Raw genomic sequence first — 13,614 nt, forward strand, 5'->3', positions numbered from 1 at the left:
TCGGTGTGGTAAAAAACAAAATGGCTTATCAACCAGATTATCAAAAAAACTTTAAAATTTTAACCTGATTAATTTGCGTATTAACATAGAACATCGGGGCTAAAATTAAAGTCATCAATATCAAATATTTGGATAGAAATTTAAGAAGATGCCTTTTCAAAAACCTGCAACAGTTTTATTTCTTCGTTTTCCCAGCATAGAAGATGAGCAGCTCTTTCAAGTTCGGGAAGATAATTTTGCCTTCCTTTATCTAAAACCGATTGAATGGCAAGCGCAATATGTTCCGGCTGATGATCTTTTATAATTTCACCAATGTCAAATTGTCTTTTAATATTCTGCATTTCAGGAAGATTTGACAGAATCAGGGGAACTCTTGCCTGAATACAGTCTAAAACTTTATTAGGTAAAGAATAATAATAGCTTTCTCCCCCATTCTCTTCAATGCTCATTCCGCAGTCTGCAGTTAAAGTGATCTTTCGCAGATATTCCGGTAATAATTTTCCTAAAAACTGAACCTTATGCTGAAGATTTTCCCTGATAACCAATTCTTCGTATTCTTTTTTCATCGGTCCGTCTCCTGCAATTCTAAAGATAACATCATCCAAATGTTTCATTGCCAAAATTGCCTTATCAATCCCGCGAAAAGGATTAATGACTCCCTGATAAAGAATCGTTTTCGGACGGTTTTCCGGAATTTCACCTTCAAAAACAAATTTTCTGGGTGCATTTTGAACAACAACAGGCTGAATTCCGTAGTGGGATTTAAACCAATTGGCGTATCCGGAACTTGCTGTAATCATCAATTTCAGATCAGGAATCAGCTGTCTTTCAAGATGTCGCCACAATTTTTGTGACATTTTGCCCTGAATCACAGGCATTTCGGAAAAAATTTCATGACTGTCAAAAACCAACGGAATATTTAATTTTTTAGCAATTAAATAATTAGGCAGTAAAGAGTCCAGATCATTTGCAAGAAGAATCGTGTTTTTATCCGCTTTTTTCTTTAATTCCCTGTACAATTTCCAGTTGAACTCGAAATAAGCCGTTTTCAAGCTCTTTGAAATTAATTTAATCCTTGAAAAAGAATAAGGTCTGGACATTTCTCCGGCTCCGTTCCAGTCATTCCCTATCAGATCAATCTCATAGCCTTTTTCATGTAAAGTCTTGCAAACCTTTTCGATACGCTGATCTGTATACAAATTACTGAACGCAGAAGTAATGATTTTTCTTCGCTGCATTATTTTTCTTTTGTCATCAGAAGATGATAAATTTGTATAAAACAGATTAATCCGTTCGGAATAATTACCGGCCAGAGCATACCGCTGAAAATTCCGTAAATGACAAAACAGATACAGCCGATCATATTCACGATCCTTATTTTTCTAACATCTTTCAAGATGAAACTCAATACAATAAAAACAGATGCAGAATATCCTATATAACTTGCAAAATCAGAATTCATGAATAAAAATTTCGGGGAGACAAACTTAATCATTTTCAATAAGATAATAAAATTTTTTCTGCCATAAAGTCATTTATTGCTTTTTGGTAAAATATTTGTAATTTAGATAATGAATAAATGGCAATGTTGCTTTTATTCTAATGAGATATATTATGGATTATAAGTTTTCACAAGGTTTGAGCCAGGTGTTCAAACAAAGCAAGAGCGAAGCGAAAAGGCTCAAAAGTGAATTTCTTAATACAGAACATCTACTTTTAGGTATTATAAAAACAGAAAACTCTGCAAAAGAAATCCTTCAAAACCTTAATGCGGATCTAACACAAATCAGAAGAAAAATTGAAACTTTAAATACAGCAAGTCTAAATCCTATTTCTGAGGAGGTTACCAATATTTCTTTCACGAAGATGGCAGATCATGCCATTAAACGTGCTGAACTTGAATGCAGACAATACAAAAGCAATGAGATTAATACCGTTCATCTGCTTTTAGGCATTCTTTATAAATATGAGGACCCTACTTCAAACATATTAGGAGCTTACGACATCGACTATGAAGGAGTTTCAAAAGAATATCAAACTATGCTTAAAAATTCCGGACAGGCTCCACAGATGAGTGCTTACGACGACGATGACGAAAGAGAGGATTTTGAGCAAATGAGAAAGCCTACAGGAAATTTAGGCTCTGCTAAAAGTAAAACACCAACATTGGATAACTTTGGTAGAGACTTAACTTCTCTGGCAAGAGACGGGAAATTAGATCCTGTTATCGGTCGTGAAAAAGAAATTGAGAGAGTTTCTCAGATCCTTTCAAGAAGAAAGAAAAACAATCCTTTGCTAATTGGTGAACCGGGAGTTGGTAAATCTGCCATCGCGGAAGGTCTAGCTTTAAGAATTCAGCAGAAAAAAGTTTCACGAGTTCTTTACGGAAAACGAGTGATCACTCTGGATCTTGCAAGTTTGGTTGCAGGAACAAAATACCGTGGTCAGTTTGAGGAAAGAATGAAGGCGATCATGACGGAGCTGGAGAAAAACAGAGACGTGATCTTATTCATTGATGAGCTTCACACTATTGTTGGTGCGGGTAGTTCAACAGGAAGCTTAGACGCATCCAATATGTTCAAACCGGCTTTGGCAAGAGGTGAAATTCAATGCATCGGAGCTACTACTCTGGATGAATACCGTCAGTACATTGAAAAGGACGGCGCATTAGAAAGAAGATTCCAGAAAGTAATGGTGGAACCTACTTCTATTGACGAAACCGTTCAGATTTTAAATCAGATCAAAGATAAATACGAAGAGCACCACAATGTAATTTATACACCTGAAGCAATTGCAGCGTGTGTAAATCTTACATCAAGATATATTACAGACCGTTTCCTACCGGACAAAGCGATTGATGCGATGGACGAAGCGGGATCACGAGTGTATATTAAAAACATGAAAGTTCCTACCGAAATCATCGATTTTGAAAAGAAAATCGAAGAAATTAAGGAATTAAAACAAAAAGCAGTAAAAGCGCAGGATTATCTGGAAGCGAGAAAACTGAAAGATGAAGAAGAAAGACTTCAGATGGAACTGAATTCTGCTCAGGATAAATGGGACAAAGATGTAAAAGAGAAAAAAGAAACCGTAACAGAGGAAAATGTAGCGGAAGTAGTTTCTATGATGAGCGGTGTTCCTGTGACCAAAGTTGGTAAAAACGAACTGGATAAACTTGCCGGAATGGATGGAAACCTGAACGGAAAAGTAATCGGTCAGGAAGATGCGGTGAAAAAAGTTGTGAAAGCAATTCAAAGAAACAGAGCCGGTCTTAAAGATCCAAACCGTCCGATCGGTACATTCATTTTCTTAGGAACAACAGGGGTTGGTAAAACCGAGCTGGCTAAAGTAATGGCAAGAGAACTTTTCGAATCTGATGAATCTTTGATCAGAATCGATATGAGTGAATACATGGAGAAATTTGCCGTTTCAAGATTGGTAGGTGCGCCTCCTGGATACGTTGGATATGAGGAAGGCGGACAATTAACAGAAGCGGTAAGAAGAAAACCTTATGCTGTGGTTCTTTTAGATGAGATTGAAAAAGCACATCCTGATGTATTCAATATTTTGCTGCAAATCTTAGATGAAGGTCACGTTACAGACAGTTTAGGAAGAAAAATCGATTTCAGAAATACGATTATCATTCTTACTTCAAACATCGGTACAAGAGATCTTAAAGATTTCGGTGATGGTGTCGGATTCGGAACTTCTGCGAAAAAATCAACAACAGATTCCAGAGCAAGAAGTACGATTGAAAATGCGCTTAAAAAAGCATTCTCACCAGAATTCCTGAACAGAATTGATGATATCGTTATCTTTAATTCTCTTGAAAAAGAAGACATAAAGAAAATCATTGATCTTGAACTGAACAAATTGTATTCAAGACTTGAAAAATTAGGATATAAAGTAGAACTGACAGAAGAAGCAAAAGACTTTATTTCTGAAAAAGGATGGGATAAGGATTTCGGAGCAAGACCATTAAAAAGAGCGATCCAGAAATACATTGAAGATTTATTGGCAGAAATGCTCGTAAACAAACAATTAACAGAAGGAGAAACCGTAGTTCTTGATCTGAATGAAGCGAAAGACGGTTTGGCAGGGAAAACTTCAAAGCCGAAGAAATCTGCCGCAGAGAAGTCTTCTTAATCGTAAGTAAATAATTTAATATAATAAAAAAGCATCGGAAGCTTTCCGATGCTTTTTTATTTGTTAGTTTTTATTCTAATTCTGTAGTGCTTATTTGTTAAAAAATTTGTCCGTTTGCGTTTAAATTTTATTCGCGCAGATTTTGCAGATGTCGCTGATCTGAATGTAGTGATCTTAAACCGCACCTTTCAGAATACAAACTAAAGCCCCACCACAAATCCTATATTCGGAACTAAGCCACTTGAGAAAATACTCGAATTTTCTTTCCATAAAACATTATACATCAAGCCAAGCTGTAAATAAGAATTATTCCCGATTCTCTGCATATAACCGCCGCCAAGATACAATGCATCTTCGTCTGCATTAGCTTTAAAATCATAAAATTTGTCTTTATAATTGATGAAATAATGCTGATAATTGGCACTTACGAAAAACGTTCTTGCAATATAATAATTCAGAAAAGGACCAACTCCGAACATCGTAGAACTGTAAGCATTTGATTTCTGCCAAGAAATACTCCCCAAAACACCGCCTTCAAGATCCTCCGTAAGTCGGTAACCCACTCTTGGAGCCGCTGAAAGATTAAAGTAATTGTTACTTCCGAAACCAAAGCCGATTCCGCCGCCGAAAGTCCAGCGATTGTTATTTTCAGGAGAAGCATTTACAGCAACCTGAGAAAATAGCAAGCCTGAACATGAAACACATAAAGAAATAATCAGTTTTTTCATATTTAAATTGTTTTTATCGATGTCTAAAATTATCACTTTTTTACGAATCTTTTTAATTGTATTTTTGCAGCGTCAAACTAAGAACTCCCGTTAAGAGTTTCGTAAAATTGAAATAACATGAAAGTAGTAGTAGGATTATCCGGAGGTGTGGATTCCAGTGTTACAGCGTATCTGCTGCAACAGCAAGGTCATGAAGTGGTGGCTTTGTTTATGAGAAACTGGAACGATGCTTCGGTAACGCTGGAAGATGAATGTCCGTGGATCGAGGACAGCAATGATGCCTTAATGGTGGCTCAAAAACTTGGAATTCCGTTTCAGGTGATCGATATGAGCGATCTGTACAAGGAAAGAATCGTAGATTATATGTTCGACGAATATCAGAAAGGAAGAACTCCAAATCCTGATGTTCTGTGCAACAGGGAAGTAAAATTTGATGTTTTTATGAAGACGGCAATGTCTTTGGGCGCAGATAAAGTCGCAACCGGACATTACGCAAGAGTAGATTCAACTATCGATGAAAACGGTAAGGAAATTTTCCATCTTCTTGCCGGAAAAGATAACAATAAAGACCAGTCCTACTTCTTATGTCAGCTAAGTCAGGATCAGTTGTCCAAAGCATTATTTCCGATTGGAGAGCTTACAAAACCTCAGGTTAGAGAAATTGCTAAAGAAATCGGCTTGGTAACGGCAGATAAAAAAGATTCTCAGGGATTGTGTTTTATCGGAAAAGTAAGTTTACCGCAATTCTTACAGCAGCAATTGGTTCCAAAAGAAGGCGAAATCATAGAAATTTTCAAAGATTCTCCCCTTTTTGCTGAAGAAATGCCTGAATTTTCGTCAAAACAGGAAGAATTGGAATACCTCAGCCGAAAAATCAATTACAAAAAGACAGACGGTAAAGTTATCGGAAAACATCAGGGAGCTCAGTTTTTCACGATCGGACAAAGCAAAGGACTTGGAATCGGCGGACATAAAGAAAGCTGTTTTATCATCTCCAGAGACATGGAAAATAATATTCTTTTCGTGGGAGAAGGACATCAGTTTCCGGGACTGCTTAAAAGAGCCTTAAAAATTGATAATTCTGAACTGCACTGGGTTCGTGAAGATCTGAGACTGAAAAACGGAGAATCGATGGAAGTAATGGCAAGATTCAGATACAGACAGCCATTGCAGAAAGCAACTTTATATCAGTTTGAAGAAGGATTCTATGTGGAATTTGAAGAACCGCAGTCTGCCATTGCAGAAGGACAGTTTGCATCGTGGTACATCGGCGAAGAACTGATCGGAAGCGGAGTTATTTCCTAAAATAAATCTTATCTAAATAATAATCCCGAAGCGTTTTAGTTTCGGGTTTTTTGTTTGAAAAAACATCAATTTCTATTTCATTTTATGGTTTACATAGAACAAATTAAGAAACACAGATACAATAATTTCCAATATTAAAATCATCATTAAATAACCGATTGGTTTTCCTAAGAAAATTCCTCTGGCTAATTTTACCACTCCCAATAGAAATATAGAAATCAGGAAGTAAAAAGTTGTTTTCGAAATGGTTTCTCCAAAAAATTTCAGCGCAAAAACAGAGGCATAAAATCCAAGGACGAGAATGAAATAGAATTTGAGAAAATAGTGTGCTTTCAAAGAAATCGGATCTAAAGTATGGTTGATTGCAATAAGCCAGATCAGACTTATGAGCACAGGAATTGTGTGGATAAGGATTTTTTTCATGTGTATTGTATTTCGGTTAATCTCCTCCACCTCCGCAACCACCGCATCCGCTTCCACAACTGCTTCCGCAGGAACTGCCGCAACCAGAACCTCCGTCGCTGTGTGAACTGTCGCTTCCGCAGGTGTAGAAAAAGCCGCCGTCACTTCCGTTATCTCTATTGTCTTTATTGGATGCATTATTTGTACTGAATGCTTTTATAATCATTACGATCAGCACGAAGACGAAAATAAGAGTCAGGAATATTCCCCAACCTCCGTTATTGTTTTCCATACAGGAATAGATCACCAAAGAACTGCTTAAAAGAATAAAAATTTTAACAAAAGGCGATATTTTTCTCTTTTTTGAAGGAATTTGAGTCGATTTCCAGATATCTTTCGGCGGTTCCTGCTCAAATATTTTCTCATAATTTTCTAAAGTTTCCGCAAACCAGCTTTTATGTTTTTCATTTTCGCTTTCTCCGCCTTGTGATGGTTGATGATGCAGTTTCTGCTGCAAAACTTCGGGACAGAATTCTTCCCAGTAGTTTTGTGTGTAAATGAGATGCATATGCCATACTTTGTCTATAATTTCACTTGGCGAAGCACCATTTGGAAGTTTACAGCAGAGGTATACGAATTTTTTGTATTCATCAATTGCTTTTCGGGTAAATGTTTCTGTCCAGTTTTCTTCTTTTGCCAGTTTCTTTGAGAAAGGAAAATTGGCAGCAGATTCATCCAATGAGAATTCCTGAAGCCTGTTCCAGAGAGGATCGTTTTGTAATACCATTTTTGTTTCCATTGTTTTAACTTTTAATTTCTACTCAAATAACGTTCGATCTTGAGATATAAAAGTCTTGCAACAGTCTCATTTAGTTTTAAAATTATCTTATATTAGTCTTATAAATTGAAAGATGAGAAAAGAAGATATACTACACATAGAAAAACTGATGAATTTTCTGGCGTTGCATTTCCTTAAGAAACCTCATTGGGAAGATGTCTCCAAAACAGAATGGTGTTACATTGTTGCAGAACTTAATGATCTGATTATTCAGGAAACCTCAGAGAACAACAGTAAAAAAAGCCCGGATCTTTTAGGCTCCAATTACCTTTATGAACATTTGATTATAAACAAATTAAAGAAATATCACCAGAATGAAAATGCGATATTAAGCAAGCCGAATCTTGCCAAACTCAGCATGATTGTTAAAGTTTTGGGATATTCGAGTTATATCGATTTTATCAACTCCAATACGGAATCATTCAATTTTAATGATCTGAGAATTGATATGAATAATGTAAAGCCAAACACCGCTTTGCTGGACCGTCTTGTCGGCTGTTGGTATTCCTACAACAGAAATCTTCCGGAAAATCCTTTACAGGCAAAAGAAGACCGGATCTGGCGCTCTGCAACGGAAATCTACAAATCTGAAACTTCCGGAGAATATTTCGTCGAAAGAAGCGGCGGCGACCGTCATAAATATTTTGGAAAAATAACAGCCTATTCCGATTATGTCTTTATCATCATGAACAGCAATACGTTCATCCGGCAGCGTCATTTTATCTCAAGAATAAAAGACATCAAGGAAAAGCTGAAAAATCCAGAGTATAAGCTCCATGAGTTGCATTTTATAAGTACGTGTATCAGTTTTAATCAGGAACCGATTGCCCTTTTCGAAATTTTCCAGAAAGCAGACCGGAAAACCTTTATTTCAGACTCCATCAGTTTTCCGATCGACAGCGATGAAATTCCGAAATCGATTATCAAACAGCTTGAAGACACGGAATCTAACCGTATCGATTACAGGTAGTTGATCATAGTTGATAGTTTTGGGTTTTAACTTACCAACCAGTCTTTAAAATCTTTTACACGGTCGCGACTTACGGTAATTTCTTCCTGTGGCTGAAATTCCACTTCAACCTTGTAATTGGGTGAAGTGTGGATGTTTTTAATGTAATCTGAACTGATGATAAACTGCCGGTTTACGCGGAAGAATTTCTTTTCATCCAGCACTTCTTCCAGTTCGTCCAGTGTGAAATCCGAAGGATATGTTCTTTCCTGAGTCTGTAAATAAACAATTTTATTTTCGCTGAAAAAACAGCTTACTTCATGCGTCTGAACAATTTTCAGGTTGTACCCGATCTTTACTAAAATTCTGGAAAGCGTACTTTTCTCTTTTTTAATTAATTCTTTAATTTCCTGTGAATTGACGGAATTATCTGAAGGAATAAATGATTTGAATTTCTCAATTGCTCCGGCAAGATCTTCATCTAAAATCGGCTTCAGAAGATAATCGATGCTGTTCAGTTTGAATGCTTTCAGAGTGTACTGATCAAAAGCTGTCGTGTAAATGATAAACCCTTTTGTCGGAACTTTTTCAAAAATATCGAAAGACAGACCGTCTCCCAGAACAATGTCTGAAAAGATGAGCTGTGGATGTTCATTTTCCGAAAACCACTGTACTCCTTCTTCTACGGATTCTATTTTTGCAACGATCTCTATTTCAGGAAATTCGTTAAGCATTCTTTCCAGTTTCCTTGAAGCGGGTTTTTCGTCTTCGATAATAACAGTTTTGATCATTGAGTTCCTGTTTTAGTTTTATAATTTCGAAATAAAAGTAATCAAAAATTGTCAGTTTTAAAACTTCAGCGGTTCTTTCGATTTTTTCATTTCTTTTTCCATCACTTCTCTTTCCCATTCAGAATCCAGAAGGAAGAGTTTTATGGCTTTTACGGTTAAAATAATTCCCCAGATAGAAAGAATGATCGATCCGTCCCACAATGAAAAATCAAAGATTCCTTTTTCTAAAATATCGTCTCCGAAAATAATTACTGCCACGATCCCAAACCATAAAAGGCTTTTGTAGAATTTTTTAAGCTCGTGTACTCTTTCCTGTGCCTGATTGTAGTTCATAATAATCTGTTTTTAAAGTTAAAATTAAATGCTAATTATAAAGATTTTGTGTTTTTTCTTTCCTCGTCCATCAGTTGTTTGATCTTTCTTTCTTCCCAGTCTCTTCCGATCCCGAAAGTACCCGCTGCGTGCGCTGCAAGACCTAATCCCCATCCTAACATCGGCCAGAAAAACCAAAGATACTGTGGCGATGTTAAAAGATTCAGCACAGCTAAAAATGAAATCACAAGGCAATACGAAGTAAGGTTTCCGTAAAATCCTTTCAGTTCTTTTACTCTTCTTGATGCTTTTTCGTATGCTAATTCTTCTTTGTTGGTGTAAGTTTCCATATTTTTTATTTTTAAAGATTAATTGTTTGTTTTTGTTGAGACAAATGTAGGTCGGAAAACAGCCACAAATCAATTTTAAATGACCGAACCGTAGAATATGCATCCTGAATTGTAAAAATCCCGACTCAACGGAGAATCGGGATTTTTTGATTTTATGTTTTTAGTTGTTTGGTTAGGAATACCGCGAAAGTATAGTGCGTTTTTTAGCTAGAATTTGTAATCAATTTCTATATCAAATGATTGTTAAACTGACTAGATTTCTCCTTCGTCGAAATGACAGTGCAAGGATTTTTAATTATGGAGTTAAGTGTTTGCTCCTTTAGGAGCAGAATCTGTGTAGAAATAAGAATAAATCCGTCAATCAATCCATAGGATTGGTATCTTAAATACGATAAATTTTCTAAAGATAGCGTTCCTACGGAACGCAGAACGCCTTGCGAATATGCTGTTTACACAGATAAAACTCTATAGAGTTTTCTACCATTTTACTTTAAACAACTTTCCTGATTTTGTTGATTAAAAATCAGTAAATAAGTAACTTAATAAACAAAAGGAATAAGCTTTTTTGTTTTTCTCCGGTATTTAAGATATTCTTCTCCGAACTGTTCAATCAGAGCCTTTTCTTCGACACTAATTCTGTAGCTGAATGCAATGAAAGGAATCAGGAAGGCTAAAGCCAATGAGAGCCAGTTGTTTAAATACAACCCCAAACCCAACGAAGTAAGCAATGAAAAAGCGTAAGACGGATGTCTGAGATATTTGTAAAACCCTTCTTTCTTAATTTTATGATCTTCTTTAATTGTAACGTCAACAGTAAAATATTTTCCCAAAGAACGAATGATGATGAACCTTAAAATAATTCCGATCCATATCAGAACAGCTCCTGAATAATAGATCCAGACCTCATCAGAAATGGGAAACCGTATAACGTAAGAAACCGTAACGGCACTTACAATTGAAAGCGGAATGGCAATCCATAACAGATTTAGAGTAGATTTATCCTTTTTATTGTCTTTTTCACCGGATTTCAGGATGTTTTTGTAGAGAAATTCGCTTAAAAACCATGCGGCCATAGAAATGGCGAAAAGAATCTGTAAAGTTTTCATATCAAACGGTATTTGGAAGTGATGAACAATTTATCTGCCGTTTTTTTCCTTTTCCATCAGTTCTTTAATTTTTCTTTCTTCCCATTTATTTCCCAACATAAACCCCGGAATAAACGTTCTCATTGCAGAAATGGCAACTCCGATTCCCCAGAAAAAAGGAAGCGCAAAAAATTTTAACTGAAAAATAGATTCATTGGGTTTTAATTCTGTGTAATTCAGATATAAAATGAAAATATTAACCGCAATATAAATGAAGACGGAAAAGTAAAATCTTTTGATTCTTTTCACCTGTCTTTCCGCTTCTTTGTATCTGAAATCATCTTTGCTTATCGGTTCCATGATGCTTATTTTAATGTTCTGTTTTGTTTTTCTAAAATTTCCCTGATCTTTCTTTCTTCCCAGCTTTTACCAATAGCGAAAACACTCATTCCGTGAGCAACAAGCCCGATTCCCCAACCTAACATCGGCCAGTAAAACCACAGACGATCCGGACTGGTGATGAGATTTAAAATAATTAAAAAAGGAATGATAATACAGTAAGAAATGAGATTTCCGTAGAAGCTTTTTATTTCTTTTACCCGTTTGTGCGCGCGTTCGTAAGATTCATTTTTAGTTTCCGCTATTTCATTTACAACATCCGGTTTAGAAGAAAGTACCGGAAGTTTTACTTTAAAATAATCTTCAGACTTTTCTATAAAAACATTTCTTTTGGTGAGTAAAGAATAGCGCTGTACAATATTTGCAAGACCGATCCCTGAACTTTCTTTGATCTGCTCTCTTACCTGTAAATTATTTTCGATGCACAACGTATCATTTTCAGAGAAAATTTTAATGATGAGAGGTTTGGAAGAAGTGGCAAAATTATGCTTGATGCAGTTCTCCAGAAGAAGCTGTAAAGACAGCGGAACGACAAATCTTCGGTAATCTTCTTTTTTTACTTCAAAATCAAAATCTACGCTGTCCTCGAATCGTGTTTTCAGCAATTCGCAATAGGTTTTAGCAAATTCCAGCTCATCTTCCACAGTAACCAGTTCTTTGTCTTTCTGCTCCAAAACATATCTGTAAATCTTTGACATTGAGGCAGTAAACTTCTGCGCCTGTTTCGGGTTTTCATCAATTAACGAGCTTAAAACATTCAGAGAATTGAATAAAAAATGTGGATCTAACTGGTTTTTAAGGCTTTCAAACTGTGCATTGGCAGATTTGGCAATTAACTTCTGTTCAACCACTTCTTTTTTGGACGTTTTCCGAAGTTCTTCCATGAAACCTTTGGCATGAAGAAAAGCCGAAATAAGCAGGGCAATATTAATCATGAACCAATTGGAAACATTGTATTTGCTGGAAAAGAACTGTTCTGAGGTTGTTGCCTTCTGAATCACCACGAAATTCATGTAATTACAGAAATACACCAAAATGGTATTGGCGATGAGAATGGAAATGATGCTTATGATCGCTCTTGTTCTTGTGGTTTCAGACCATGGGAATTTCCTGTTGAGAAAATCGTTGATGATCCCGTTTCCCAGTCCCAGAACGAATGAATACATGGTGGAAACCAAAAGGGTAATAGCAAAATTTTCCAGTGTTTTTTCATCATTAAAAACGAAAAAGAAGAAAAATGCTGTTGCCAGCGATATCCAGAGTAATATGATGATGCCTTTGTATTTCATTGTGGGTTTTCTTGGTTCAAAATTAGGCTTTAATAAAAGTATTAAAAATAATTTTTCGCCGAACCGTCATTTTTTGTGACTGAAGGGCACAAAAAAACCTTCCGCGAAGAAGGTTTTTTTAAATTTTAAGGCACAAAAGATAATGTTAAAGTGAATTTCTATAATAAGCATAGCGCTTAAAAGAATAAAAATCAAAGATTTTTAAAAACTGTTATGTTCTTTTATTCCTGGGCTTATTAACTTTTTAAATACATCAAACTCTTTTGTGGCTTTTGTGGTTAAATAAAAGTTTAAACAGACTTTTTACATTATTTTGCAGCTCCGCTTACAAAATATTCAGCTTCTGCTTTTCCCCAGTTGGGAGCGATTTTAGATTTTGGAACGTAGGTTTTAAACTTCGTTAAAGCATCTTTAAACTGTTCCATCCCTTTTGTTTTGCTTCCTCCAAACTGTTCCGGAGTGAAGTAAGTGTCTTCCGCTTTTATCAGAGCAATTCTTGGGTTTTCGGGATCAAGATTTTCCGCTTTTTTCAATTCTTCTATGGCTTTCATTCCGTCTGTCATGTATCTTTCGGTAGGATTTTCCATCATTTTAAGGGAATACGACATTTTTCTAAGCAGGTGGATTTCTGCATTGTCTTTTCCGGCAATGTTTTCCGCCTGATCCAGATATTTTTCTGCAATATTTGCCTGTGTTGAAAGCTCAGACATTTTACCTTCTCTCATTAACATTCTTCCCTTTTGAATGTATGAAAACGCGGCATAATATGCAGGAAGCCATTCTTTGGTTTCTTTTTTCCCGATTCTGTCGAAGTCATTCGCCAGAGTCTGGAATTCGTCAAGAGATTTACAGTTTTCAATTTTGGCAATTTTATCAGACATTATTTTTTCATAATCTGTCTGGGCAAAAGAGGTTAAACTGATCAGACTTAAAGCAAAGGTTAATAGATATTTTTTCATGTTTTCTAAATTTTTAAGTTAATTTTTGTTTTGACTAAAGATATATTTTTAATTGAATTGA

15 protein-coding genes are annotated in these 13,614 nt (G+C 35.9%); 3 read left to right on the forward strand and 12 right to left on the reverse strand.

From position 1 onward, the window contains the following. Positions 1 to 140 precede the first annotated feature (140 nt). Both BW951_RS06215 and BW951_RS06220 read right to left on the reverse strand, forming a co-directional pair. Positions 141 to 1,238 carry a glycosyltransferase gene (locus BW951_RS06215; RefSeq protein ID WP_076391018.1) on the reverse strand — a complete coding sequence of 366 codons (1,098 nt, stop codon included), beginning with the start codon at positions 1,236 to 1,238 and terminating at the stop codon, positions 141 to 143. Then, positions 1,238 to 1,462 (reverse strand): uroporphyrinogen decarboxylase, encoded by a 225-nt coding sequence (locus BW951_RS06220; protein WP_076391019.1) that lies wholly within the window; start codon positions 1,460 to 1,462, stop codon positions 1,238 to 1,240. The genes BW951_RS06215 and BW951_RS06220 overlap by 1 nt, the downstream gene beginning before the upstream one ends. A gap of 152 nt (positions 1,463 to 1,614) precedes the next feature. On the opposite strand from BW951_RS06220, the gene BW951_RS06225 reads away from it, so the two are divergent. Then, complete coding sequence (locus BW951_RS06225; RefSeq protein ID WP_076391020.1) at positions 1,615 to 4,146, forward strand: ATP-dependent Clp protease ATP-binding subunit; 2,532 nt, start codon at positions 1,615 to 1,617, stop codon at positions 4,144 to 4,146. Positions 4,147 to 4,346: 200 nt separating this feature from the next. Here the strand turns inward: BW951_RS06225 and BW951_RS06230 are convergent, their stop codons facing one another. After that, positions 4,347 to 4,874, reverse strand: a complete 528-nt coding sequence (locus BW951_RS06230; RefSeq protein WP_084196370.1) for a hypothetical protein — start codon at positions 4,872 to 4,874, stop codon at positions 4,347 to 4,349. Positions 4,875 to 4,991: 117 nt separating this feature from the next. On the opposite strand from BW951_RS06230, the gene mnmA reads away from it, so the two are divergent. Beyond that, positions 4,992 to 6,179: a tRNA 2-thiouridine(34) synthase MnmA gene (mnmA, locus tag BW951_RS06235; protein ID WP_076391022.1), complete on the forward strand. Its 1,188-nt coding sequence runs from the start codon at positions 4,992 to 4,994 to the stop codon at positions 6,177 to 6,179. A 72-nt stretch (positions 6,180 to 6,251) separates the two neighbouring features. Here mnmA and BW951_RS06240 read toward each other — a convergent pair whose 3' ends face one another. Beyond that, positions 6,252 to 6,602: a hypothetical protein gene (locus tag BW951_RS06240; protein ID WP_076391023.1), complete on the reverse strand. Its 351-nt coding sequence runs from the start codon at positions 6,600 to 6,602 to the stop codon at positions 6,252 to 6,254. A 16-nt stretch (positions 6,603 to 6,618) separates the two neighbouring features. Further along, positions 6,619 to 7,380 carry a glycine-rich domain-containing protein gene (locus BW951_RS06245; protein WP_076391024.1) on the reverse strand — a complete coding sequence of 254 codons (762 nt, stop codon included), beginning with the start codon at positions 7,378 to 7,380 and terminating at the stop codon, positions 6,619 to 6,621. 112 nt (positions 7,381 to 7,492) lie between these two features. Here BW951_RS06245 and BW951_RS06250 point away from each other — a divergent pair, with 112 nt between their 5' ends. Beyond that, positions 7,493 to 8,389 carry a hypothetical protein gene (locus BW951_RS06250; protein WP_076391025.1) on the forward strand — a complete coding sequence of 299 codons (897 nt, stop codon included), beginning with the start codon at positions 7,493 to 7,495 and terminating at the stop codon, positions 8,387 to 8,389. 26 nt (positions 8,390 to 8,415) lie between these two features. Here BW951_RS06250 and BW951_RS06255 read toward each other — a convergent pair whose 3' ends face one another. The 7 genes from BW951_RS06255 to BW951_RS06285 all read right to left on the reverse strand — a co-directional run bounded on the left by BW951_RS06255 (position 8,416) and on the right by BW951_RS06285 (position 13,553). Then, entirely contained in the window at positions 8,416 to 9,159 is a 744-nt protein-coding gene (locus BW951_RS06255) for a LytR/AlgR family response regulator transcription factor (RefSeq protein ID WP_084196371.1), read from the reverse strand. Between the two features lie 57 nt (positions 9,160 to 9,216). Then, positions 9,217 to 9,492 (reverse strand): 2TM domain-containing protein, encoded by a 276-nt coding sequence (locus tag BW951_RS06260; protein ID WP_076391026.1) that lies wholly within the window; start codon positions 9,490 to 9,492, stop codon positions 9,217 to 9,219. Between the two features lie 35 nt (positions 9,493 to 9,527). Continuing rightward, a complete protein-coding gene (locus BW951_RS06265) occupies positions 9,528 to 9,821 on the reverse strand; it encodes a 2TM domain-containing protein (protein ID WP_076391027.1) in 294 nt (97 codons plus the stop codon). 539 nt (positions 9,822 to 10,360) lie between these two features. Then, entirely contained in the window at positions 10,361 to 10,927 is a 567-nt protein-coding gene (locus BW951_RS06270; protein ID WP_076391028.1) for a methyltransferase family protein, read from the reverse strand. A gap of 30 nt (positions 10,928 to 10,957) precedes the next feature. After that, positions 10,958 to 11,266, reverse strand: coding sequence for a 2TM domain-containing protein (locus tag BW951_RS06275; protein WP_076391029.1), 309 nt, complete (start codon positions 11,264 to 11,266; stop codon positions 10,958 to 10,960). A gap of 5 nt (positions 11,267 to 11,271) precedes the next feature. After that, entirely contained in the window at positions 11,272 to 12,594 is a 1,323-nt protein-coding gene (locus BW951_RS06280; protein WP_076391030.1) for a 2TM domain-containing protein, read from the reverse strand. A 308-nt stretch (positions 12,595 to 12,902) separates the two neighbouring features. Beyond that, positions 12,903 to 13,553: a hypothetical protein gene (locus BW951_RS06285; RefSeq protein WP_076391031.1), complete on the reverse strand. Its 651-nt coding sequence runs from the start codon at positions 13,551 to 13,553 to the stop codon at positions 12,903 to 12,905. Positions 13,554 to 13,614 lie beyond the last annotated feature (61 nt).

This window comes from Chryseobacterium gambrini (genome assembly GCF_900156825.1).
In the GTDB taxonomy this organism is placed as follows: Bacteria; Bacteroidota; Bacteroidia; order Flavobacteriales; family Weeksellaceae; genus Chryseobacterium; species Chryseobacterium gambrini.

Bases quoted from the DNA above. Each gene is read 5' to 3' on its own strand.
- BW951_RS06225 (WP_076391020.1), top strand. From the start codon at position 1,615: ATGGATTATAAGTTTTCACAAGGTTTGAGCCAGGTGTTCAAACAAAGC.
- BW951_RS06220 (WP_076391019.1), bottom strand. From the start codon at position 1,462: ATGAATTCTGATTTTGCAAGTTATATAGGATATTCTGCATCTGTTTTT.
- BW951_RS06230 (WP_084196370.1), bottom strand. From the start codon at position 4,874: ATGAAAAAACTGATTATTTCTTTATGTGTTTCATGTTCAGGCTTGCTA.
- BW951_RS06265 (WP_076391027.1), bottom strand. From the start codon at position 9,821: ATGGAAACTTACACCAACAAAGAAGAATTAGCATACGAAAAAGCATCA.
- BW951_RS06270 (WP_076391028.1), bottom strand. From the start codon at position 10,927: ATGAAAACTTTACAGATTCTTTTCGCCATTTCTATGGCCGCATGGTTT.
- BW951_RS06280 (WP_076391030.1), bottom strand. From the start codon at position 12,594: ATGAAATACAAAGGCATCATCATATTACTCTGGATATCGCTGGCAACA.
- BW951_RS06245 (WP_076391024.1), bottom strand. From the start codon at position 7,380: ATGGAAACAAAAATGGTATTACAAAACGATCCTCTCTGGAACAGGCTT.
- BW951_RS06255 (WP_084196371.1), bottom strand. From the start codon at position 9,159: ATGATCAAAACTGTTATTATCGAAGACGAAAAACCCGCTTCAAGGAAA.
- BW951_RS06275 (WP_076391029.1), bottom strand. From the start codon at position 11,266: ATGGAACCGATAAGCAAAGATGATTTCAGATACAAAGAAGCGGAAAGA.
- BW951_RS06240 (WP_076391023.1), bottom strand. From the start codon at position 6,602: ATGAAAAAAATCCTTATCCACACAATTCCTGTGCTCATAAGTCTGATC.
- BW951_RS06260 (WP_076391026.1), bottom strand. From the start codon at position 9,492: ATGAACTACAATCAGGCACAGGAAAGAGTACACGAGCTTAAAAAATTC.
- BW951_RS06215 (WP_076391018.1), bottom strand. From the start codon at position 1,238: ATGCAGCGAAGAAAAATCATTACTTCTGCGTTCAGTAATTTGTATACA.
- mnmA (WP_076391022.1), top strand. From the start codon at position 4,992: ATGAAAGTAGTAGTAGGATTATCCGGAGGTGTGGATTCCAGTGTTACA.
- BW951_RS06250 (WP_076391025.1), top strand. From the start codon at position 7,493: ATGAGAAAAGAAGATATACTACACATAGAAAAACTGATGAATTTTCTG.
- BW951_RS06285 (WP_076391031.1), bottom strand. From the start codon at position 13,553: ATGAAAAAATATCTATTAACCTTTGCTTTAAGTCTGATCAGTTTAACC.